Source organism: Halobacteriovorax sp. GB3 (genome assembly GCF_028649655.1).
Classification (GTDB): domain Bacteria; phylum Bdellovibrionota; class Bacteriovoracia; order Bacteriovoracales; family Bacteriovoracaceae; genus BSW11-IV.
In genome coordinates this window covers 197,019-217,429 of record NZ_JAQSLN010000004.1, presented here as the reverse complement: position 1 = coordinate 217,429, position 20,411 = coordinate 197,019, and the positions used below count along the sequence as shown (strand labels likewise).

The 20,411-nt window shown below is 35.4% G+C and carries 26 protein-coding genes and 1 tRNA gene; 18 read left to right on the top strand and 9 right to left on the bottom strand.

All coding sequences use genetic code 11. The features are described from left to right. Positions 1-155: 155 nt before the first annotated feature. From HBN50_RS14515 to HBN50_RS14500, 4 genes are all read left to right on the top strand, one after another. On the top strand, positions 156-521 hold the full coding sequence (locus tag HBN50_RS14515; RefSeq protein ID WP_273871199.1) for a cupin domain-containing protein: 366 nt from the start codon (positions 156-158) through the stop codon (positions 519-521). Positions 522-1,250: 729 nt separating this feature from the next. Further along, complete coding sequence (locus tag HBN50_RS14510) at positions 1,251-1,703, top strand: hypothetical protein (RefSeq protein WP_273871198.1); 453 nt, start codon at positions 1,251-1,253, stop codon at positions 1,701-1,703. A 233-nt stretch (positions 1,704-1,936) separates the two neighbouring features. Continuing rightward, entirely contained in the window at positions 1,937-2,266 is a 330-nt protein-coding gene (locus HBN50_RS14505; RefSeq protein WP_273871196.1) for a hypothetical protein, read from the top strand. A gap of 342 nt (positions 2,267-2,608) precedes the next feature. Continuing rightward, complete coding sequence (locus HBN50_RS14500) at positions 2,609-3,532, top strand: MerR family transcriptional regulator (protein ID WP_273871195.1); 924 nt, start codon at positions 2,609-2,611, stop codon at positions 3,530-3,532. A gap of 151 nt (positions 3,533-3,683) precedes the next feature. Here the strand turns inward: HBN50_RS14500 and HBN50_RS14495 are convergent, their stop codons facing one another. After that, on the bottom strand, positions 3,684-4,523 hold the full coding sequence (locus HBN50_RS14495; protein WP_273871193.1) for a hypothetical protein: 840 nt from the start codon (positions 4,521-4,523) through the stop codon (positions 3,684-3,686). 270 nt (positions 4,524-4,793) lie between these two features. On the opposite strand from HBN50_RS14495, the gene HBN50_RS14490 reads away from it, so the two are divergent. The 5 genes from HBN50_RS14490 (at position 4,794) to HBN50_RS14470 (ending at position 8,507) form a co-directional block, all read left to right on the top strand. Next, positions 4,794-5,375 carry a GNAT family N-acetyltransferase gene (locus tag HBN50_RS14490; protein WP_273871191.1) on the top strand — a complete coding sequence of 194 codons (582 nt, stop codon included), beginning with the start codon at positions 4,794-4,796 and terminating at the stop codon, positions 5,373-5,375. Between the two features lie 59 nt (positions 5,376-5,434). Then, a complete protein-coding gene (locus HBN50_RS14485) occupies positions 5,435-5,722 on the top strand; it encodes a helix-turn-helix transcriptional regulator (RefSeq protein ID WP_273871190.1) in 288 nt (95 codons plus the stop codon). Between the two features lie 56 nt (positions 5,723-5,778). Then, positions 5,779-6,186 carry a hypothetical protein gene (locus HBN50_RS14480; protein ID WP_273871188.1) on the top strand — a complete coding sequence of 136 codons (408 nt, stop codon included), beginning with the start codon at positions 5,779-5,781 and terminating at the stop codon, positions 6,184-6,186. Positions 6,187-6,443: 257 nt separating this feature from the next. Then, on the top strand, positions 6,444-7,184 hold the full coding sequence (locus tag HBN50_RS14475; RefSeq protein ID WP_273871186.1) for a hypothetical protein: 741 nt from the start codon (positions 6,444-6,446) through the stop codon (positions 7,182-7,184). A gap of 261 nt (positions 7,185-7,445) precedes the next feature. Then, entirely contained in the window at positions 7,446-8,507 is a 1,062-nt protein-coding gene (locus tag HBN50_RS14470; RefSeq protein WP_273871184.1) for a S41 family peptidase, read from the top strand. A 441-nt stretch (positions 8,508-8,948) separates the two neighbouring features. On the opposite strand, the gene HBN50_RS14465 is transcribed toward HBN50_RS14470, so the two are convergent. Further along, on the bottom strand, positions 8,949-9,941 hold the full coding sequence (locus HBN50_RS14465; protein ID WP_273871183.1) for a hypothetical protein: 993 nt from the start codon (positions 9,939-9,941) through the stop codon (positions 8,949-8,951). A gap of 112 nt (positions 9,942-10,053) precedes the next feature. Next, positions 10,054-10,130 (bottom strand) — tRNA-Ile (locus HBN50_RS14460). Between the two features lie 266 nt (positions 10,131-10,396). Here HBN50_RS14460 and dapF point away from each other — a divergent pair. Beyond that, on the top strand, positions 10,397-11,215 hold the full coding sequence (gene dapF / locus HBN50_RS14455) for a diaminopimelate epimerase (RefSeq protein WP_273871181.1): 819 nt from the start codon (positions 10,397-10,399) through the stop codon (positions 11,213-11,215). On the opposite strand, the gene HBN50_RS14450 is transcribed toward dapF, so the two are convergent. Then, the gene (locus HBN50_RS14450) at positions 11,186-11,560 is read right to left on the bottom strand and encodes a VanZ family protein (RefSeq protein WP_273871179.1); all 375 of its coding nucleotides are present in this window, start codon (positions 11,558-11,560) and stop codon (positions 11,186-11,188) included. The two genes, dapF and HBN50_RS14450, sit on opposite strands and share 30 nt — an antisense overlap. A 37-nt stretch (positions 11,561-11,597) precedes the next feature. Here HBN50_RS14450 and HBN50_RS14445 point away from each other — a divergent pair, with 37 nt between their 5' ends. From HBN50_RS14445 to HBN50_RS14425, 5 genes are all read left to right on the top strand, one after another. Next, entirely contained in the window at positions 11,598-12,002 is a 405-nt protein-coding gene (locus tag HBN50_RS14445) for a hypothetical protein (RefSeq protein WP_273871176.1), read from the top strand. A gap of 11 nt (positions 12,003-12,013) precedes the next feature. After that, on the top strand, positions 12,014-12,775 hold the full coding sequence (locus tag HBN50_RS14440; RefSeq protein ID WP_273871175.1) for a TlyA family RNA methyltransferase: 762 nt from the start codon (positions 12,014-12,016) through the stop codon (positions 12,773-12,775). 21 nt (positions 12,776-12,796) lie between these two features. Beyond that, positions 12,797-13,339 (top strand): TIGR00730 family Rossman fold protein, encoded by a 543-nt coding sequence (locus tag HBN50_RS14435; protein WP_273871173.1) that lies wholly within the window; start codon positions 12,797-12,799, stop codon positions 13,337-13,339. Positions 13,340-13,420: 81 nt separating this feature from the next. Then, a complete protein-coding gene (locus HBN50_RS14430; RefSeq protein ID WP_273871172.1) occupies positions 13,421-13,915 on the top strand; it encodes a c-type cytochrome in 495 nt (164 codons plus the stop codon). Between the two features lie 49 nt (positions 13,916-13,964). Then, positions 13,965-14,480, top strand: a complete 516-nt coding sequence (locus tag HBN50_RS14425) for a gamma carbonic anhydrase family protein (protein ID WP_273871170.1) — start codon at positions 13,965-13,967, stop codon at positions 14,478-14,480. A gap of 45 nt (positions 14,481-14,525) precedes the next feature. Here the strand turns inward: HBN50_RS14425 and HBN50_RS14420 are convergent, their stop codons facing one another. Then, positions 14,526-15,227 carry a hypothetical protein gene (locus HBN50_RS14420; protein ID WP_273871169.1) on the bottom strand — a complete coding sequence of 234 codons (702 nt, stop codon included), beginning with the start codon at positions 15,225-15,227 and terminating at the stop codon, positions 14,526-14,528. Between the two features lie 166 nt (positions 15,228-15,393). On the opposite strand from HBN50_RS14420, the gene HBN50_RS14415 reads away from it, so the two are divergent. After that, entirely contained in the window at positions 15,394-16,257 is an 864-nt protein-coding gene (locus tag HBN50_RS14415) for a hypothetical protein (RefSeq protein WP_273871167.1), read from the top strand. Here the strand turns inward: HBN50_RS14415 and HBN50_RS14410 are convergent. The 4 genes from HBN50_RS14410 to HBN50_RS14395 are packed head-to-tail and all read right to left on the bottom strand — an operon-like array spanning position 16,254 to position 17,881. Continuing rightward, positions 16,254-16,682 carry a DUF1499 domain-containing protein gene (locus HBN50_RS14410; RefSeq protein WP_273871165.1) on the bottom strand — a complete coding sequence of 143 codons (429 nt, stop codon included), beginning with the start codon at positions 16,680-16,682 and terminating at the stop codon, positions 16,254-16,256. The two genes, HBN50_RS14415 and HBN50_RS14410, sit on opposite strands and share 4 nt — an antisense overlap. Continuing rightward, positions 16,682-16,996: a DUF2288 family protein gene (locus HBN50_RS14405; RefSeq protein ID WP_273871164.1), complete on the bottom strand. Its 315-nt coding sequence runs from the start codon at positions 16,994-16,996 to the stop codon at positions 16,682-16,684. Before HBN50_RS14405 ends, HBN50_RS14410 begins: the two co-directional genes overlap by 1 nt. Continuing rightward, positions 16,993-17,643, bottom strand: a complete 651-nt coding sequence (locus HBN50_RS14400) for a lysophospholipid acyltransferase family protein (protein ID WP_273871163.1) — start codon at positions 17,641-17,643, stop codon at positions 16,993-16,995. The genes HBN50_RS14405 and HBN50_RS14400 overlap by 4 nt, the downstream gene beginning before the upstream one ends. Beyond that, the gene (locus HBN50_RS14395; protein ID WP_273871161.1) at positions 17,627-17,881 is read right to left on the bottom strand and encodes a hypothetical protein; all 255 of its coding nucleotides are present in this window, start codon (positions 17,879-17,881) and stop codon (positions 17,627-17,629) included. Before HBN50_RS14395 ends, HBN50_RS14400 begins: the two co-directional genes overlap by 17 nt. Before the next feature lie 269 nt (positions 17,882-18,150). On the opposite strand from HBN50_RS14395, the gene HBN50_RS14390 reads away from it, so the two are divergent. Both HBN50_RS14390 and HBN50_RS14385 read left to right on the top strand, forming a co-directional pair. Then, entirely contained in the window at positions 18,151-18,582 is a 432-nt protein-coding gene (locus HBN50_RS14390) for a DUF3015 family protein (RefSeq protein WP_273871160.1), read from the top strand. A gap of 39 nt (positions 18,583-18,621) precedes the next feature. Further along, positions 18,622-20,400 carry an Lnb N-terminal periplasmic domain-containing protein gene (locus HBN50_RS14385; protein WP_273871159.1) on the top strand — a complete coding sequence of 593 codons (1,779 nt, stop codon included), beginning with the start codon at positions 18,622-18,624 and terminating at the stop codon, positions 20,398-20,400. The last annotated feature ends 11 nt before the right edge of the window (positions 20,401-20,411 follow it).

Below are 20,411 nucleotides of genomic sequence, written 5' to 3'. Positions count from 1 at the left end.
TATAACTTAAAGAGGAACATTATGAAAAAGATTACAACTTTACTTTTAATGGCTCTTTTCTTACCAACAGCTTTTGCAGGAAGTCTCGATTGTACTGTTTATTTGCTTTCATGTACAAGGTAAGTTCAAAATGAATATTCAATCTTGGAGAAGTAATGAAAATAATTGAATCAGTAGAGGATGTTAATTTTAAGACATTTCCAGGCGGAGATATGTTTAGTGTTCTTGTCGGAAGGCATGATTCAACAGGAGCAAGTGAACACCATACGGTAGCTATAGTAAAACTACCTGCTGGTGGAAAATCTGATGAGCACTATCACAAAGAAAGAGAAGAGTCTTACTTCATTCTTCGTGGGTGTGGACGGGCCATTATCGATGGAATCGAGAAAAGTGTTAAGACTGGAAGTCTTGTCTATACAAAACCGAATGAAAAACATGCTTTCGTAAATGATAGTGAAGAAGAGTTCGTTTACTTGATAATCACGGCACCTTGTTGGATACCTGAAGATTCGCATTACTGATGCATGTTTTTTTTATTCAAGAACACTCGCGCAATTCTGAACTCTTGCGGATTCAGTCCTCAGCGATATTTACCTGTGTTGATAACTTTAGAACTCTCTCTACAAGGGACTTAACTGTATCAAAGAAATAAGTAAGTATAGAAGAAAAGATGCCGGACGATTGATAAACTTGTTATGGTGAAAAAATAAAGGCATGGGCCAATACAGCTTCTGCTACTACCGATAGTAATTATCCACACATTAGCTTGTCAGTGAACGCTTTAAATCAAGATTTTCGTCAATTAAGTCGAAACCTAGAAGATGAGGTCGGAGACACTATTTTTCATGAGTTTATACATTTGTTGGGATATCAGTATGGTGATAGAGCGCCTTCAAACGTAGCAAAAGATACTGCAAGTTATTGCTTTGAAAATTTAAATAATATTTTAGAAAAGGATAAATTTTTTTACAAAAATCGTTAAAGAACTTTAAAGGAAATGTTGAGCATCTAGATATAAACGATGAGTTTTATGACTAGCTTATGTTTATGAAGGAAATAGCTTTAGTTATAGTAGGTCATAATCTTGATTGTGACATCTCGTGACCAAACTTAAACAAGGTTCTTTAAAGAAATTAATACTCGTAGATATATAATAATTTAAAATCTTTGCTACATGACTAATAATTTAAACATAAAGCGCTCAGTTTTTGTTTAGAAATTACGATAAGTATTTCATGAAAATATTGTTAATGTTAATACTTTTATCTTCTATGTCTACAAGTGCAAATGAAACTGATTGGAACGAATCTGATATTCCGCGCCAGGAACTTTCTCCAGCTCCTTTTACAGGAATGATGAATACAGGGAACGCGAATCACAATTTTTTTAAACGTAAAGTAGATATGTATAATTCCAGATACGGAGCTTCAAATCCGCAAGGTGATTTAAAGTATATGCAATTAGGGAAATTATACAATATGAACCCACATGAAGTCTGCATGCAATTAGAAGTGTCTTGCCAGAGCAAACTTGCAAAACGTCAAGATTGCACTCTTGATAGTGGCGATGGTTTGATTACTTGTAATGGTCTTGTCTATAGAAGAGATGATAGCATCAATAACTCTTCTAGACATTTGCTTAAGCAGACAGAGTCGAACTCAAGTGAAACTATAAAGGCAAGTCCGTCAGCTATTCAAAGATAATTAGTAAAAATCAATTTTTAATCGAAAGCTTGGAATAATTCTTTGAGGAAACAGAACAGGTTATGGTTATGTATTTCAATGGAATTTATAGTGCTGATTAATAAGTTTGGTTGCATATTGTTTGCTTCAGTTATGAGTTTTTCTCTGATGGCTAAAAATAGAGAAAAACGTTCATCGTAGTCCCAAGTGAAGTTCGTTGGACTAAGAAAAATCCATCAGCATTATGTGGAGAGTTGGTTCAAAATGTTCAGTTTAAAATTAAGACTAGCAAAAATGCAAAGAGTCATTTCTTCGAGTTTCAGGGGATAGATTATAATGTTCTTGATCTTTCATATGAGTCAAATAAGATGAGCTTTCATTATGCTACAGACGCAGACTTGGGTGTTGAATCAATAACTATAAATATTTCTTTTTCCTTAGATGATAATAAAATAAGCGGTGTTGCTAATATTCAAATAAGAAAGGATTCATCAATTCTGGTTAAAGGACATAGCGATAAGTGGGAAAAGCACAAATATGATTGCAGTGTATCTTATCGTTTTAAAGGCTCTGCTGAAAATTAAAGTAAGCTAAAATCAATCTTTAAAAATAAAAAAGTAGGCATTTGTTCGCCCAAAAGTTAAATGGTAGGCCATCCATTTGATTGCACGAACTCTGAACCCTCGCGGCTTCAGTCCTCAGATCCAAGAGTTTAATATAATTCTTATTTTTCTTTAGTTTGGTTCTTTTTCTCAGTGATATTGATCTGTATATTTTGAATTGATTAAATGAGTTTTCAATAGGTTGTGAACTTGGAATAATGTTGTGAGGAAACTATTTAGGTCATGATTATGGAATTATTTTCTCTCTAAAGTCTGACACTATGTCAGGTTCGATAATCTATTTAACGGAGAAATTAATAAGAAATGAAGATTGGAGAAGTTGAAAAACGAACAGGTATAAGTCAAAGAATGATTCGCCATTTTGAATCACTGAACTTGTTTAAAGCTAGTCGAATAGGAAAGTATCGGTCTTACTCGGAGCAGGATTGTTTATTAATCAAACGGATACGCACTCTTCAGGACCAAGGTTTATCCTTAAAAGAGATTAAGTCCGTTATTGAAAACCCTGAAGAAGAATTTGAGCAAAAACTTTTAAATGCTTTAGCACGAAACAAAAAGTTAGTTAGAGAGTTAAATCAAAAAAACGAACAACTTGTTAAAACTCTTCAGTCTTTATCTTTAAACTCCTCAATAGAAAGTCTCTTAAAGGAGGGATTAATTATGGAATTTGTTAAATCTTTTGAAGAAAAAAATGTTGTTAGAGGCCGAATGCCCTATTTAGAAGTTTTTTACGAAACATTTACTCATTTAAGTGGAACAGAGGGGAATGAGTTCCCGATGAAGATACTTCATTCTACAGATTTAATGCATATTCATGAGGGGTTATCTACTAAATATCATAATGACTTAAAGGTAGTAGTATCATCAGAAGAACAGCAATTTAGAAACGCATTTGTATTCTTTTTAAGTCCTGAGCTTCTTAAAACTATAACTAACGAAGATTTTAATATAAAAAATTTAGAAAGTAAGAAGGAAGTTAATTTAAAAATAACAGAATGGGTTAATAAGACAATGAGTACTTTTAATCATTCATGGAATGCAATCTTCACTAAAATAGAGCTACAAAATAATGGGATGCTAAAAGAAAATAGTGATCTAAGTAAGTTGTATCATGATGATGAAATCTTCATCTTAACTAATATGTATACGGAGGGAGAAAAAGAAAGGTTCTCTGTCGGTCTTCCTTATCGTTTTGTATCAATTGTTTATAATTTACTTAAAAAATAGAAATAAAAAAGCTCAGACGTAAACGTCTGATCTTTTTTATAGTGGTCCATCGAGTTGCTTAGGCGAGCTCTGAACCCTTGTATCTTCAGTTTTTAGTTCTAATTGTTTAATATGATTCAACTTTTTCTTTGGCCTGGTAATGGTTATGAATTTATAGTTGACTAAATTTTGGTACTCCTAAAGTATTCTCTAGTGATTCTCTTTGAGTTGACCAGTGGCTACCACCATAAACAACTAAAACATTATTATAACTATTCAAAGATTTTTCGATAACAGAAACAATAAATTGGTCTCGAAGTATACAAATTGCGGATGAGACTTTTTGAGTAAGTAATCTTCCTGATGAGTAAGGAGCACAAGTTTCTGGAATAATGTCGTCTATATTGAATGATGCTAAATTATTCGATAGATACCAGTCGTAAAAGTCATTTAGAGTAAAGTTTTTATTGATGTTAAGTTGAGATATTTTTTGTTTTATGAAGTTATTGAATTTACTTTCTAGAGATAGAGTGTCTAGAGTCTTTGCTTCCTTGGCCTGAAAGAGTTGCTGGATGAAGGTATAGAAAAGATAGTCTTCTATTTTAAAGTTTTGACTTACTAATTTATCATAAATAAATATCTCTTCCGGTTCACCACCAATGAATGAAATATTTAGTGCTACTGAAGTTTTAATTGTGAAAGCAGTTTCAAAGCCATCGTATCTTCCTTCTTTACCTTGGTTGTTTGCCCAATTCTTAAATGAGTCTGGCGATATACCTCGCGAATTAGGAATTCCTTCAACAATAACAATATTGATTGAATTCTTTTTAATCGTCTCTTCTATCAATTTGAATGTTTCAGAACCTTCTTCAGTTGAATGCAGTGTAGCTATGTAGTGAAGAGTTTTATTCTTTCTCACATAAGAAGATAGAAAAGGATACTCGTATGGTTCTTTTTGACTGAGTTCATCTGACCAAGGTAGAACAAGTGATTTATTGAAGTTTAGCGACATAGTATCTCTTCGGAATTTGATCTGTTTTCTTAACTTAGTGGGCAATGGTTCACCCAAAAAATCTGTGGTGGTCCATTCAGTTGCTTACGCGAACTCTGAACCCTTCGGCTTCAGTCCTCACTTGTAAGATATTAATATGATTCTGTTTTTTTATAGTGAAGGTTATTTTCCTCAACGATATTTACCTATATATTTTGAACTTATTAAATGAGTTTTCAACAAGTTAAAAGCTTGGGATAATTATCCGAGGAAACAAAAAAGGTTATGGTTATGGACGAGAGTTTTATAATTGAATGTGTATCGAGTGAAGTTTTTTTCGATGGATTTAAAGAAGAATCTAATGAAGAATTTCAAGAATTCTTACATAGCGGAAATTCTATCTTCTATTCTGAAGAAGAAAAAGAAAGGTATAGATCTATTAAGCCAGATTTTAAGGATGAGGCATTTTTATATTTTATAGTAAAGCGAGATGATGTTGTCGTTGCACGATCTTTCTCTAATCAAATTTCGATAGATACAATTATGATGTGTATGTCTTACGTTAAAAAAGACTTTCGAGGTAGAGGTTTATATAAATTGATGCTTCAAGAGACTATAGAGAGAGCAAAAGATATAGGTTATAGAAAAATTCAAAGTTATCACAACACTACTAATAACGACATTATTATACCTAAGTTAAAAGCTGGGTTTGTTTTCACTGGAATGAAGATTAATGCAGGATATGGAACATTAGCTGAACTTACATACTTTTTTAATAAAGACGAAAGGGACGCGGTTGATTTTAGAACTGGGTACAGAAGACCTAGTAAAAAAGTTTCCGAAGTATTTAATTTATCAATGTGTGAAGTCTAGAATTGTTATCAAAGTGATAAAAATTACGCCTGATCATGATTATAATTAAAGGAAAAAATATGGGCTCTATTGATAAAGTAAAACTAACTTCAGGAAAAATCCTTAAGGCCATGAGAGTGAGATTTGGGTTTACTCAAGCTCAAGTCTCAGAAGCGATTGATATTTCAGTTTCTAATCTTTCTGCTCTTGAGAACGATAGGCGAAATATTGGAGTAGAGTTGGCGGCGAAGTTTTCTGTCTTGTATGGTGTTCGAGTAGAGAGTCTTTTATTTCCAAATGGAATTAAGAAAATGCAGGGATATAGTTCTCTTTTGAAAAAGATAGAGAAGCTTAAAGATGCTGCTTAGTTTTTTAAATTTAGTGTTAGTCATTTAGAGAACTAATTAATTAAAAAGGAAATAAAATGAAAATTATGATCACTTCTTTTTCAATTTTTATGGCAGTGTCTGTTTACGCTGCAACAAATTCAATATCTGATTTAACTTGTGGAGTCCATGTTCAGAAGAAGGCTGGTGGCCAGAACACATCAGTTCTTTTAAAGGGGTCCGAAGTAAAAGCGAAGCCATTTAAAAAGGAGAAGAATACTATTGTTGCAAACTATATTGGAGAAAGATTTTCTTATACTGTTTATGCAGAAAAAACTACACCATCTTCAAGTGCACCAGATTTACTAATTTCATTTAAAGACATAGAGCAAGGTGTAAATATTTGGTCTCCTCAAGGTAGGAATGCTAAGGGAGAGTATGTTATATCTATTAATGAGAGAACAAAAAAAGAACCAATATACTACCTTAAATGTAAAACAGAATAGATATCTTGAATTAAATAGAGAAATAAAAAAAACTTTAAATATATTCACTTACCTAAAGGGATTTTTGGTGGTCCATCAGCAACGTTGACGCGAACTTTTCTTCCTTAATCCTGAGCACTTAAAATAATTCTACTTTTTGGCCTTTAAGGTTATTTTCCTCTGTGATATTTGTATGCTTGTTTTGAGTTAGTGAAATAAGTTTTCAATAAGTTGTGAACATGCTGAAATATAGTGAGGAAACAAAATAGGTTATGGTTATGAGACTTATAGTTCTAATATTTCTTTTTTCGATAGCCGTAGAGGCTAAGGATAAAATTGTTAGCTTTAATGATGGAGATCAAAAGTGGTCCTATATCTGTATTGATATACAAGGATGGGATGTCTTTATTGAAGAACCTATAAAGCGAGATAAGAAACTATTTTCTGATATTAAGAGACAGTTTGAAAAAGACTTAAAGAAAATAACACTGAACATTCCCAATAAAGCATTAACTTTTCTTAAGAGTGTGAAAATTTGGGTCTCAAGTGAAAAGAAATATCCTTTTCGTTCTAAAGAGTTAGGTGTTTTCGTTTTTCATAGAAGTAGAAATTGGCTAAGTGAACATGGTTTAAACCCAGATATGGCCGGTGGGATTCATATGATTAATCCTGACAAAGTTTTGTATCACCATAAAGTTTTTGAATGGGGACCAATGACTTTATTACATGAATTGAGTCATGCTTATCATTGGGTTCACTTGGGTGATGAGAATATACTGATTAAGAAAGCATTTGAGAGCTCAGTTAAGCACAACCTATATAGAGAAGTCCCGTCTCGATCAAAACCTACTAGACTAGTTAAAGCATATGCTTCCTCTAATATGAGAGAATACTTTGCAGAGTTAACTGAAGCTTATTTTGGAAATAATGATTATTACCCGAAAACAAAGCGAGAGCTTAGAAAGTATGATTCTACCGGTTTTAAAATGATTGAAGCTGTATGGGGGATAACGAAATAAAAAAGCCTTCTCGATTAAAAGAAGGCTTTTTTGCGTAACCAAGTGGGCGAAAGTTCGCTTATTGAAAAACTGGTGGGCCATCCAGTTACTTACGCGAACTTTTCTTCCTCATTCGTAAGTTCTTTATTTAATTCATGAAATTCTGCTGTTTGGTTATTTTCCTCAGCGATATTTGTCTGTTTATTTTGAGTTGTTGAAATGAGTTTTCAATGGCTTAAAAGCTTGGAATAATTTAGTGAGGAAACAACTTAGGTTATGGTTATGAATAGTATAAAAGATGAAGAATTAGCGATTGAAAAATGTCTTAACTCAAGTGATGCTTCCATTAGTCGAGATATTGACCTTCTTATTTATACTCTTAGGGAGGGATATGCTGGCTCTATTGGGCTTGACCCTTCTGAGTTTAAAGAACTACTTAATCAAGTTAACTTGTTACGAGAAGAACAAGATAATGAGGTATTATATTCTTCGTTGAAGGAAATTTTCACTAACATCAAAGACAATCATTTGAAAATATGGAAAAACTACGCTGAGAGATCAATTGGTTCAGTATCACCGAAATTATATGAGGTTGGAAGAAATATTGCGGATGAAGAAGAAGTTGTCGTAAGAAGAATTGAAGATGGAAACTATAACTTAATTGGCTTGTCTCATTTCCCCATGCCAAACTCAGAGTTATGGAAATCATTTTTAATAGATATTGAATCAAATCTTATAAACAGTGAATTCACTATTATTGATTTTAGAGGTAATGGTGGTGGTAACGATTACTATGGTTATAAAATGGCTGAATTATTTTATGGCCAGGACTTTTGTCATCCAATTAACTCTCAACTAGTTTTAAATACTGCTCTTGTTAAATTAGTTCAATCAAATACATTTTATAAAAGGAATGAAGAGTATTTTAATAAGTTTCGTTTTGAATTTAATAACTTTAATACAAGTTTAGGTAGAGAGCTAAGGCATAGTAGTGGTACTGATGTAACTAAGGTTGGCCGTAATTGTTATAATAAACCTATCTATATTTTAATTGATAACGACTGTAAGTCTAGTGGTGAAAGTACAGCTCTTTGTTTTGAAGATCATCCTCAAATTCACTATGTAGGTCAGGCAACAAATGGATGCATTGAATTTGGTAATGTTGGAATTATTGTTCTTCCATATTCTAAGCTATGTATTCAAATTTCTACGCATAAAAATATTTTTAGAGACAATCGCAAGTTTGAGAAAGTAGGCATTCAGCCAAATATTAAATGCGAGCCAGGTCAGGATGCTTTAGATATAGCAATTCAAGATTATAGAAATAAAAAAGCCTTCAGTTAAGAAGGCTTTTTTGTGTAACCAAGTGGGCGAAAGTTCGCCCAAAAAGTTTATGTATGGGCCATACAAGACTTGCATGAGCCAATTCGGTTCTGCGATATTCATCTTTTTAATCATTTCAGCAAGAAGTAAAAATGATCCTTTGGGATCATTTTTTGGCTCAAGTGTGACCACCACTTTGTGGCACTCAAAAATTTAAAACTAATATTGGCTCAAAATAAAAAAAGCCCAGACGTAAACGCCTGAGCTTTTTTATGGTGGTCCATCCAGTTGCTTGCGCGAACTTTTCTTTCTCAGTTCTAACTCATTAATATAATTCTACTTTTTCTTTGATTTGGTTATTTTCCTCAGTGATATTTGTCTGATTATTTTGAGTTGCTTAAATGAGTTTTCAGTAGTTTATGAAATAGCCATTTAGCAGTGAGGAAAAAGTTTTAGTTATGGTTATATACGATTACAACTTGCTGTTACTTGCTCCCATAGTGTGCTTTTGAATGCCTTGTTTTTCCATTTAGGTTCAAGTTTATCTAATAATAGTGATAAGCCAAAACCTGTTTCGTAGTAATAGTTTTCTCCAGGCTCAATTTGATGAAGCATGTAATAGTAAGTTTTAATTCCATGTTTATCTAGATAGGCTAATAGATCTTTATTCATATATTTTCTTTTATTTGAATCCGAAATTGAATATAGGTCGATGTGTTTTTCAATATAGCGAGTTGTTCCTTCTAGGGTTTCGTAGAACTGCTCATTTTTAACAGAATGTTGTATTTGTCTTTTTAAGTATTTGTACCTACTGTCTCGTTTGGTTATTAGGCTCTTACACATTTCTTTGATTTCTTTTTTATTAGTGAAATCAAGTTTAAGCAGAGCACTTCGTACAATCTTCTGTTCTTCGACAACAAGTTTAATGTTCTTCTTATCTTTTTTTAGTTTTTGAAGTGGTGTTGAGTCGATATTTTCCTTTTTTCCTATTATCTCTTTAGACCATATTGGACCTTGGAATAAGTGAAAGATTTCGTGAATGTAAATAGTACTCCAGTCATATATGTTCCAGTTTCTTCCAAGTGATTTCATTCTTTCAAGTGAATCGATCATAAAGACTGATGACGTTAATGTTGGATAATGCTTTTGAAATATTTCTTTGGGGAAAGCCGTATTATAGACCCTTTTTTGGAACTTTTGTCCAAGTGGATGTTTATGGTCCTTGTTGTATTTGTTAAATCCCATAACAGGATATTTGTCAGCACCGAGTAAGTATTGACCTTCAATTGTGTTGTAAATGACAAGAGGATTGTACTCTTTAAAGCCTGGCCATAAGTCATCAGGTAAAGAGTTTATCTGTGAGCTGGTCATTTGATATAAATCGACGTCAACATCTTTTAGAGAAGATTTGTGAGCACATGATACAAAAGCTAATAATATAATAAGAAATTTCATTCTTAAATTATCAGATCTTTATTGTTTATTATCTAGTGGGAATAAAAAAGCCTACTCCGAAGAATAGGCTTTTTACATAACTTAGTGGGCAATAGTTCGCCTAAAAAGTAAATGGTGGGCCATACAAGACTTGAACTTGTGACCACCCGGTTATGAGCCGGGGGCTCTAACCAACTGAGCTAATGGCCCTCAATTGGATTTCGTAATTTTTGTCTACCGCCATCACTTGAACTTGTGACCACCCGGTTATGTTAAGTCCGACGATAGGAGGACTTAAGGGCTCTAACCAACTGAGCTAATGGCCCTCAATTGGATTTCGTATAAGAAGCTCTAACCAACCGAGCACTGCCCGGCTGGTTCAGCGCCAAAGACCACTAACGTTAGTCATTTGGCAAAAGCCATTGTATCCTCGAATGAGTTAGATGGCAATGCTCGGATTCACAAAGGTTGGCGCGGTGAGTAAGATTGAATTTACTAAATATTCAGGAACAGGAAATGATTTTGTTGTTATTGATAACAGAGCGGGGACTATCGCTTTAGACAATAAAATTTCGTGGAATAAAATTTGTGATCGTAAGTTTGGTGTTGGTGCCGATGGGGTTTTGTTTTTAAATCCATCTGATTCAAGTGAGTACGATTATCGTATGGTTTATTTGAATGCTGACGGTGGCGAAGTTTCTATGTGCGGAAATGGAGCTCGATGCCTTGCCCACTTTGCTAGTTTTTTGAATATCGGTGATGGAAAGAATTACTCTTTTCAGACGATGAATGGGTCTTATTCGGCAGTCGTTGAAAAAGAGAGTGTTAATTTAAAGATGACTGAGTATTACGATGTTAATCGTTTTGATATTTCTGATCTCTTTGAAACGGATCATTCTTTTTTTGCCAACACTGGTGTTCCTCATTGCGTTTTTCACTGTGATGACTTGGATGAACTGGACATTGTTAAGGCCGGTTCGAAAGTTCGATACGACAAAAGATTTCCTGAGGGGGCGAATGCTAACTTTTACAAGATTCTCTCAGAAAATCATATTCAACTAAGAACTTATGAACGCGGGGTTGAAGATGAAACTCTTGCTTGTGGTACTGGGGCCATCGCTGCTGCAATTGCCTGTTCTAAACAATATGGTTGGAAAGGACCTGTGCAAGTTGATATGCCTGGTGGTGTTTTGCAAATCCCATTTAACGAAGATTATTCATCGATCTATCTTGGTGGAGAAGTCGAAAAAATATTTGATGGCTCTCTAATTCTTGATCAATTTCTCAATTCTTAAAAGACTTTTTGGTAGCATCGGAATGACTCCGAAAACGGCTCCAATGAAATTTGCCATGACATCAAGTGGTTCAGCGTGACGATAACCTGTCTTGGCCTGAAGAATTTCGATGACGCCTCCAAGAATCAGCGAAGCAAGAATAATTCTTCTTCTATCTGAGAAAATCTGGGCGAACCAATAGGTCCAAATGAAGTGGGCGATAAAGTGAAAAACTTTATCTAAATGAGGAATCGTTGATTGAGCTTGTGAACTTGGAATGAGGCAAAGAGTGATCATAATTCCCGTATAGAGAAGACCTAGTCCTATCCAGTAGTTTTTGTATATTAATTGCTCTTTTATTTTCAACTTTGTCTTCCTTTGAATATAGAGCTATCATAAGCTTATGATGAAATTTTTGGCAACACTTCTTATGTTTATTTCCCTACAGGCCCAGGCGTTTATTTCGCTTGATATTAGCCTTGTCCATAAAAAAGGGATTGATAAAGGACTTGTTCTGGTAAGTGAACTTCACACTCGTGAGGATATTCGCCCAGAACATAGAAGAATTGTCACGACAAAGGGTGGGATTCGTTTTGAATTTACTTCCTATCTTTTACCCCATTCTATTGAAGAGGGACCATCGCTTCAGATCGGTCTGGAAGGGGTTCTCATTCACAGTGATGGAAGACTCATCAAGAAGTTTCAAAAAGGTGATTTAGTTTTTAATCTTGAAGAAATAAAGAGTTTTGACTTTGAACAAATTGAAGGCGAACTCGTTAATCTAGAAATCAAAGCAGATTTACAATAAGCGATTTTAATATGACACAAAGACTTGATAAGGCCCTCGTTGATGCTGGCCTAGCTTCAACTCGATCTCAGGCCCTTCAACTTATTAAAGAAGGTGTCGTCTTTTCTAATGGGAAACAAATGACTAAGGCCTCGACAAAAGTTAGTGAAGAGGGACTTGAAGTTAGAAAAGATGTTATCTATGTCGGCCGTGGCGCTCACAAAATTGAAGGAGCGCTTAAAGAATACGGAATTAGCGTTCAAGGGAAAATCGTCGCCGATGTCGGAGCCTCGACTGGTGGATTTACTGATTACGTTTTAAAAAATGGGGCAACAAAAGTTTACGCCATTGATGTCGGTCACGATCAGCTTGCCCAGTCACTGGTTGAAGATGAAAGAGTAGTCAACTTAGAAGGTACTAATATTCGACACGAGCTAGAGTTAAGTGAACTTTGTGATCTGGCCGTGGTTGATCTCAGTTTTATTTCTTTGAAACTCACATTACCGAGTATTATGAAGCTGGTTCATAACAAGGGCGAAGTTATGGCGCTTGTGAAGCCACAATTTGAAATAGGTAAGGAGAAGCTTGGAAAGAATGGGATTGTGAAATCGCAAGAAGACAGAGAGTTTGTTTTATCTGATCTCTATAAATTTTGTGAAGAGCATGAATTTTTTATCAAAGGGGCGATGCGCTCACCAATAACTGGTACAACAGGAAACGTTGAATACTTTTTTTACTTTGATAAAAACCTTGAGAGTCATGGTATAGATGAAACTGATCTAACTGGACTTTAAAGAGATAATTTGGAGAAATTCATGAAGAAAATTGCAGTATTTTGCGGTTCATCTGCAGGTAAGTCACCGAAATATGTAGAAATGGCGAAGGAGCTCGGAGAGCTACTTGTCGAAAATAATATGGGTCTTGTTTATGGTGGGGCATCAATTGGTGTTATGGGTGCTGTGGCCGACTCAGTTTTAGAGAAAAAGGGTGAAGTTTGGGGAGTTATGCCAAAGTCACTCGTTGATTGGGAAGTTGCACACGATAATCTGACAAAATTTGAAGTTGTTGAATCAATGCACGAGAGAAAGAAGATCATGTACGATTGGTCTGATGCCTTTGTTGCAATCCCAGGTGGAATGGGGACTTTGGATGAACTTTGTGAAATTATCACTTGGGCACAGCTCGAATATCACACTAAGCCTTGCTACGTTTTAAACTTCGATGGATTCTTTGATCATCTGCTTGCACACTTTAAATTGGCCAATGCTGAAGGCTTCCTCTCAGATGAGCACCTTGGGCTTGTTCGTGAAGTAAATTCAATACAGGAATTTATTGCAGATGTGGCGTCGCAGCAATAGCGTCCTTCAGTTTACAGAACGTGGGTCTTAACCTATAATCCCAAAGTTATAGACTTCATTTTTTAAGGATTCGGAGCATCAATGACAAAGTTGGTAGTATTCTGTTTTGCAGTTATCGGGCTAATTGCCGTAGTAAACCTAGATTCATTTAGCAATCTTCCGGTTAATAACGCTCGTTTTGATATGGATAAAGCAATCGCTAAGCACGAAGCTCATCAAAAAGAGCTAGCTGAGCTTGCAAAAATGAGAGAAGAAAGAGAGAACCCACCTAAGGTTGTTGAAGAAGAAGTTGTTGAGGGACCACTTGTTGTTCTCGACACTCCACAACTTGTTAGCGGAGATAAACTTTACGGTAAGTGTATTGTTTGTCACGGTAAAAGAGGTGAAGGAAAGAAATCTCAAAATGCACCTAAGATTGGTGGTCAGATGGCATGGTATATCGAAAAGCAAATCGTAGACATGCAAAATAAAGTTCGTATCAACAAAGTTATGGACCCATATATCAAAAAGCTTTCAGCTCAAGATGTAAAAGACCTCTCTGCTTATATCGAAAAACTTCCTTGGAAGGAAAAATAAATAAATTAAAAGCTCCCGATTGGGAGCTTTTTTTTTGTCCGGAGTTTAAATGAGTATTCATGAATTAGCTAACTTTAGGCCAACGATTGAAGAAGGTGTCTTTATTGCACCTAGTGCTGATCTCATTGGTCGTGTGACGATGAAAAAGAACTCTAATATTTGGTTTAATTGCGTTGCCCGTGGTGACATTAATGAAATCATTATTGGTGAAAATACAAATATCCAAGACCTTTCAATGTTACACGTCGAAACATCTCTACCCCTTATCATTGGAAACAATGTGACTGTCGGTCACTCCGTAACTTTGCACGCCTGTACGATTGAGGATAATTGCTTGATCGGGATGGGGGCGACAATTTTAGATGGAGCCGTTATAGGCAAGAATTCATTAGTTGCGGCAGGCTCACTTGTTCCTCCTGGAAAAGTGTATCCAGAGGGCAGCTTCATTGTCGGAAGTCCGGCCAAGGTGAAAAGAGAGCTTACTGAGCAAGAGAAGAAGCAATATGGTGAACATTATAAACGCTATATTGAAAGCAAAGATTATTATTTAAAGAACCTCAAATAAAAAGGCCCATCACTTGGATGGGCCCTTTGGAATCTCTCTAAGTAATCAGAATGCGGAGTTATTAAAAAGAGAGTTCAGATTGTTTCCGTACATTGATTTTACATGGATGAGGAGTCGATCACTTTTAAGATCATTTGGAACCTCAAACTCTAATTCGAATGGCACCATTTTCATTGGGCAGAACTCGCTCACTTTCTTCATGATCGGAGAGACTGAGTAGACATCTTTTCCGTTATCAATCACCTCGAAAGCTTCAAATTCGTAACAACTACTTGGGTTGTGACCTTTTAGCTTAATGATTCTGCTGTATTCATCTTTTACAACAACTTCAACATTGGCGAGAACCTCATCTTCGATAGCATCATCAATGGCCTCTTCGATATAGATTTCATTGTTGATTTCACCGTTAACTTCGACGTCGTACCAACCTTGATCAAGTACTCCTAATTGCACTTCTTCAAGGAATGGTACGATCATCTCACCGCAGACAACATCAGGAGCGGATAGGTCATTTGCTTTTACATCTATTTTAATTCTATTTCCTTCGACTATCGGATTGATTCTCAAATCCTTGTAGCAAAGGTTAGGGAGGAATCCTGAAACGACAACCTCAACATTGTCATTCGAATTAAATCCCATCGGAGCAAAGAGATTATCAACGGGTACTGATCTCACCCCAACTGCTAATCCTTGCTGAATAAAGCTAATAAGAAAGGCCATAACAAATATTAATTTTAGAGCTTTCATGATTCCCTCCTGAAGCATCTTTTCTTTCAATTAAGTTTTAAAAAAAATAGCTCAACCTGAACATGAGGGGAGAGATTCAATAAAATGATTTTAAGATTAAACAATGCTGATCCAGATCATCTCTTTTGCGCACTTTTGGAGTTAAGAAAAAGTGGGGAGGTAGAAGATGATGAAATACATTGTTCTTCTTATGGTTATTTTAGTTTTTCCAACGGCCGCGAAAGAGAATTGCTTTCCAGAAAGTGATCTTGTTTTTTCAGCATATGAAAAATCGAGCGGAAATATCAGTGAATTTGAATTTAATCAAATTATTGATCGCTTCACGAAAGTTTGGAGTCCTTTTATCAAAAAGAACTTTGGAAAAAAGTTGATCGTTGAAGGACGATGGACAGAGGCAAAAGTGAATGCTCATGCAACGAGAGATCAGAAGAAAAACCCTGTGATCGTTCTTTTAGGAGGAATGGCAAGACATCCTGAAATGACTAAAGACGGCCTTGTTTTTATTCTTTGCCATGAGTTAGGACACCATTTAGGAGGTGCTCCAAAGAAATTTAGAGGAGGCTCAAATAAGAGAAGTTGGTCTTCTGCTGAAGGGCAAGCGGATTACTTTGCAGCGACAAAGTGTATGAGAAAGGTTTTCGAAAACCACTTCGAAACACCATTTCTACCCATGTATTATAGTGATGAGGAAGTTCGATCAACTGAACGATTTTGTATGGATGAAGAGTGTAAAAAGACACTTCTTGCAGGCCTTAGCGTTTCTCGTGTTTTTTCATCTCTTAGAATGGGAAGTGTAGAGCCGAGTTTAATTATTAGAAATGGACAAAGTGTAGGGCAGACAAATTACAAGCATCCCGATCCACAGTGTCGCCTAGAGACAGTCATATCTGGTGCGCAGTGTGATCTTGGAATTGAGTATCCTTTTGATGATTCTAAAGCTGATGTGGGTGCCTGTGTGGCAAGAGAAGGAGATAAAGCGAGTATGGAAGGAGCAAGACCGAGATGTTGGTTTGCCCCTTCAAAATATTAGTAATCTCTTTGGTAGTATTTAAAGACGATCTTGTTTAAAAGCTTTTTACCTTTATTAAAAGTAAGATACTTTGCACGCGCTTGAGACTTGATGTTGATTTCTTCTCCTTCAAAGAGAAGCTCTAAATCAAAGATTCCACTGAATCCAGCATCATAAGTTGCGTAGATATATTTTTCGTCTTTTTTAACAATATTTAGTTCATCAAAGCTTTTAAAGATCTTTTCAAAGGCAATCATTGATTCTGCAATTGATCCAAGAGGTTTAATCTTTTCAAAGCTTCCTTCATAGGAAGAAAGACAGACCCTCTCCGTTGAGCATGGAGCTAGAAAAAAAGAGTCTTCTTTTTGAACTGGGCCAAGTGACTTTGGTTCTTGCATTTGGCATGAGGCTAAAAAGAAAAGTGAGCTCATTAAAAGTACTTTCATTATTCTTCACCTTCTTTTCGCTCTTGAATGAGGACATAAGGTTGAATGATAAGAAAGTTATATTCGAGGTCTTCCATTTTTTCGAATTCTGTAACGTGTGCATCTTCAACTTTATAAAAGAGGTTTTGTCCGAGCCATTCCTTAACTTTTAAGACTTCATCTTTTGCTAGGGCCGCACCAACTTGTGAAAGCTCAAGTCCTGCTTCTACTTTAAAGAGTGCTCCTCTTGTGTGATGGTCTTTTAAAAGCTCCCATCTGGCCTTATCAATTTCATCTTTTAATTTATCTTCTAGTGTTTTAACTTCTTCGCTCATACATGACCTTCGAATTTTTCTTCAGCTTCTTCTAAAACTTGCTTAATCTTATCAGTATAAGGCTTACAGTCATCTTTATCGAGATCAGCTGGAATATGAATTGGTTCTAAATAAACCACTGTAACTTTTGAAAATGGTTTTGGGAGTCTGAATTTATCCCAGCTATTGAAACTCCAATAATTCTTTGGAACGACAAGAAGAGGGAGAACAGGTGTTTGTGTATCTCTAGCAGTGAGAACTACACCTCTTTTAACTTCGTGATTTGGCCCACGAGGACCATCAACAGTGATTCCACCTGGAATACTTCTTTCTTGGATGATTTTAACCATTTCTCTTTGAGCAGCTTGACCTCCGCGAGAAGAACTACCGCGAACAAATGTGTAGCCAAAAAACTTTGCGATCTTTACGGCAAAGTCACCGTCTTTAGAAGCACTAACCATCGCAACATGTTTGATACCCTGTTGAGAAAGAATAGAGGCGACAATATTTTGATGCCAAACTGCAAGAACGTAACTTCCATAGGGATTACTTTTTTTTGCTTTTTCTCTATTTTCTAAATTTCTATGCTCAAAGCGAAGAGTAAAACCAAGAGTTTTTACAATGGCCGTAATGAGAAGAGGAGCAATGTGATTAGTTAAAAACTTCATTGATCTTATCTTCTAGTTTTTGACCCTTAAGTCCTGTTTTTGAAAAGTACTCTCTTGCTGCAATTTCAAGAGCATTTTTATTTTCTTCGTTATTTTCTGATTGGTATAATTTAAGCCTTTCAAAAAATGAAGCTTCTAAAAGAGTGAGTTCTTTTTCATTCCTTCTAAAACGAGGAGAGAGAAGAAAGAGAATGGCTAAAGTGATAACCATTCCAGCAACGATATATTGAATTTTCATAGCATAGTCCTGAGTTATTATATTGGGCCATATTAGCAAGAAATGACAACGTTCGTAAATCAACACAGATCATTTAAAAGAGTAAAAAATTGCCTGAGCAGATTTCTCTACTACTAGAAAATATAAAGTTTTTCCATTCTTCTATCGTACGTTGCTGAGGGCGATCTGCGCGAAAAACAAGCTAAGTATAAGAAAACTTTAGGTTAATCTTCTTGATGTTTTTTTAATTCCACATAGAATTAATTATCAAAAACAATAAGGAGTTTGTTATGAAAAAAATGTTAGCACTAACTGCAGGAATTATGATGTCTGGATCTGTAATGGCCGCTCACGGACCAGCTGGTTGTGGACTTGGTTCAATTCTTTTCAAAGGAAAAGATGGTCTAGTATTCAACGTACTTGCTGCAACTTTTAACGGAACATCAGGTAACCAAACTTTTGGTATGTCTACAGGTACTCTTGGATGTGAAGATGCAAAAACTGCAACTGTTGCAGCTGTTTCTTTCATCGATAACAACAAAGTAGCTCTTTCAAATGACATTGCTAGAGGTGAAGGCCAAACTCTTGATGCTTACCTAACTCTTATTAAAGCTGACACAGCTAATAAGATGGCACTTAAGAAGAACTTCTCTAAGATCTTCGTTAAAGGTCACACTTCTCAAGAAATTCACTCAGCAATTTCAAACGTTATCAAGCTTTAATGCTTGTCTGGGCGTCTTCGGACGCCCTATTATATCCTCATGAAATTATTACTATTTTTTATCTTGATCATATCTCTCCCTTCCTTTGCTAAAATTAATCACGATGATCCCAAGTGGCTAAAACTCTTGCGTTATCAGAAAGGATTAACTGGCTATACAAGTGAAGTGGATTCAAAAGAGTTCTTCTTTCATAAAGAGGGAAAAACAAATCCAGATAAGGAATTGAATGCAACGTTGAATGCTTTTTCTGAAAAAGAAAACCGTTGCCGTTTTCCAGCAAGAGCAATTATTCTCGATCGAGCTCAAAATTTAGAAATAGATTGCCCTGAATATAAGAAATTCATTGATAAGGTTAATCTAAAAAGTGTCTCACTCATTTTTTCTAGTTATTTCATTGAAAAGCCTGCATCGGCATTTGGACATACGTTCTTTCGTCTTAGAAGCAAGGATTCTGGAAAGTACAATAATGAACTTTTAGATTATGGAGTCGATTATTCGGCACAGGTAACGACAAATAACCCTCTTCTATATGGTATTTATGGGATTATTGGTGGGTTTAAAGGCAATTTTAAAATGATGCCTTATTACTATAAAGTTCGAGAATATAATGACACTGAATCGCGTGATCTTTGGGATTACGAATTGAACTTTAATGAAGATGACTTGCGCCTTTTTATGGCCCATCTCTATGAAATGAATCAGGCCTATTTTGATTATTTTTATTTCACGGAAAATTGTTCGTATCATATTTTAGAATTTGTTGATGCCATTCGACCTGATTGGAAACTGATGGAGGATCTCGATTTATTTGTTCCTCCTGTACAAACTATTTATGCACTTTTCAAAGAGAAAAATATCGTTCGAGATGTGAACTTTAGACCAAGCCTTTATAAGAATATTGAATATCGATTGAAGTCCTTAAACACTGATGAAAAGTCGACTTTTGAAAAATTAGTAGAAGATAAAATAAAATTAGAACAGACAGATAATGTCAAAGTCATTGATGCTTACTCCGATTATTTAGATTTTAAGTATTCTCCTTTTTTTACTCAGAAAAATAGTCCCGAGTATGCTGAATTTAATGACAAGAAATATGATGTGAATTTAAAGAGAAGCCAGATAGAGCAGGAGAGTGAAACTCTAAGTTTTGAAGGCGAAAAGAAAATGGCCCCAGAAAAAGGTCATGAAACAAAGAGAATACGAATTGCTCCCTTTTATAGAGATCATAAAATAGGGGGAGAGTTTGAATATCGATTTAGCTTCCACGATTTCATGGATAAAAAAGCGGGCTTCATTCCTTTTTCTTCTACTGAAATGGGGAGAATTGAAACGAATTTTTATGATGATAAATTTCGACTCGATAACTTTACAGTTGTTTCCGTTGATGCCATTAGACCGTTAAGCGAGTTATCAAATTCCCTTAGCTGGAGATTTTCATTTGGACTTCGCGATTACAGGCCTACGATAAAGCAAGAGTACGCTCCGTTTGTCGATATTTCTCTAGGACAGGCCGTTTCGTTTGGAAATTTTGCCATGGCGCTTTTTCTTAGAGCTGAGAACTCTTATTGGGGCACATTTGATCGAGATCTTCGCATTGGTCTTGGCCCTGAGATTTTAGTTATTTACAATAATGATCAATGGTCGATGAAGATTAATTTTAAGAGACTTCATTTTTATTCTCAGCTTGATCGCTACCGCTCTCTCTTAGAGCTCGAGATGCGCTATCATGTATCAAAAAATGCAGGAATTTCAGTGGGTTACGAAAGAGAAACGAGTTTTGATGACAAGTATGTAACGAATTTCTACTGGCACTTCTAAAGCTGAAAATT

Bases quoted from the DNA above. Each gene is read 5' to 3' on its own strand.
- HBN50_RS14515 (WP_273871199.1), top strand. From the start codon at position 156: ATGAAAATAATTGAATCAGTAGAGGATGTTAATTTTAAGACATTTCCA.
- HBN50_RS14510 (WP_273871198.1), top strand. From the start codon at position 1,251: ATGTTAATACTTTTATCTTCTATGTCTACAAGTGCAAATGAAACTGAT.
- HBN50_RS14500 (WP_273871195.1), top strand. From the start codon at position 2,609: ATGAAGATTGGAGAAGTTGAAAAACGAACAGGTATAAGTCAAAGAATG.
- HBN50_RS14495 (WP_273871193.1), bottom strand. From the start codon at position 4,523: ATGTCGCTAAACTTCAATAAATCACTTGTTCTACCTTGGTCAGATGAA.
- HBN50_RS14490 (WP_273871191.1), top strand. From the start codon at position 4,794: ATGGACGAGAGTTTTATAATTGAATGTGTATCGAGTGAAGTTTTTTTC.
- HBN50_RS14485 (WP_273871190.1), top strand. From the start codon at position 5,435: ATGGGCTCTATTGATAAAGTAAAACTAACTTCAGGAAAAATCCTTAAG.
- HBN50_RS14480 (WP_273871188.1), top strand. From the start codon at position 5,779: ATGAAAATTATGATCACTTCTTTTTCAATTTTTATGGCAGTGTCTGTT.
- HBN50_RS14475 (WP_273871186.1), top strand. From the start codon at position 6,444: ATGAGACTTATAGTTCTAATATTTCTTTTTTCGATAGCCGTAGAGGCT.
- HBN50_RS14470 (WP_273871184.1), top strand. From the start codon at position 7,446: ATGAATAGTATAAAAGATGAAGAATTAGCGATTGAAAAATGTCTTAAC.
- HBN50_RS14465 (WP_273871183.1), bottom strand. From the start codon at position 9,941: ATGAAATTTCTTATTATATTATTAGCTTTTGTATCATGTGCTCACAAA.
- HBN50_RS14445 (WP_273871176.1), top strand. From the start codon at position 11,598: ATGATGAAATTTTTGGCAACACTTCTTATGTTTATTTCCCTACAGGCC.
- HBN50_RS14440 (WP_273871175.1), top strand. From the start codon at position 12,014: ATGACACAAAGACTTGATAAGGCCCTCGTTGATGCTGGCCTAGCTTCA.
- HBN50_RS14435 (WP_273871173.1), top strand. From the start codon at position 12,797: ATGAAGAAAATTGCAGTATTTTGCGGTTCATCTGCAGGTAAGTCACCG.
- HBN50_RS14430 (WP_273871172.1), top strand. From the start codon at position 13,421: ATGACAAAGTTGGTAGTATTCTGTTTTGCAGTTATCGGGCTAATTGCC.
- HBN50_RS14425 (WP_273871170.1), top strand. From the start codon at position 13,965: ATGAGTATTCATGAATTAGCTAACTTTAGGCCAACGATTGAAGAAGGT.
- HBN50_RS14420 (WP_273871169.1), bottom strand. From the start codon at position 15,227: ATGAAAGCTCTAAAATTAATATTTGTTATGGCCTTTCTTATTAGCTTT.
- HBN50_RS14415 (WP_273871167.1), top strand. From the start codon at position 15,394: ATGATGAAATACATTGTTCTTCTTATGGTTATTTTAGTTTTTCCAACG.
- HBN50_RS14410 (WP_273871165.1), bottom strand. From the start codon at position 16,682: ATGAAAGTACTTTTAATGAGCTCACTTTTCTTTTTAGCCTCATGCCAA.
- HBN50_RS14405 (WP_273871164.1), bottom strand. From the start codon at position 16,996: ATGAGCGAAGAAGTTAAAACACTAGAAGATAAATTAAAAGATGAAATT.
- HBN50_RS14400 (WP_273871163.1), bottom strand. From the start codon at position 17,643: ATGAAGTTTTTAACTAATCACATTGCTCCTCTTCTCATTACGGCCATT.
- HBN50_RS14395 (WP_273871161.1), bottom strand. From the start codon at position 17,881: ATGAAAATTCAATATATCGTTGCTGGAATGGTTATCACTTTAGCCATT.
- HBN50_RS14390 (WP_273871160.1), top strand. From the start codon at position 18,151: ATGAAAAAAATGTTAGCACTAACTGCAGGAATTATGATGTCTGGATCT.
- HBN50_RS14385 (WP_273871159.1), top strand. From the start codon at position 18,622: ATGAAATTATTACTATTTTTTATCTTGATCATATCTCTCCCTTCCTTT.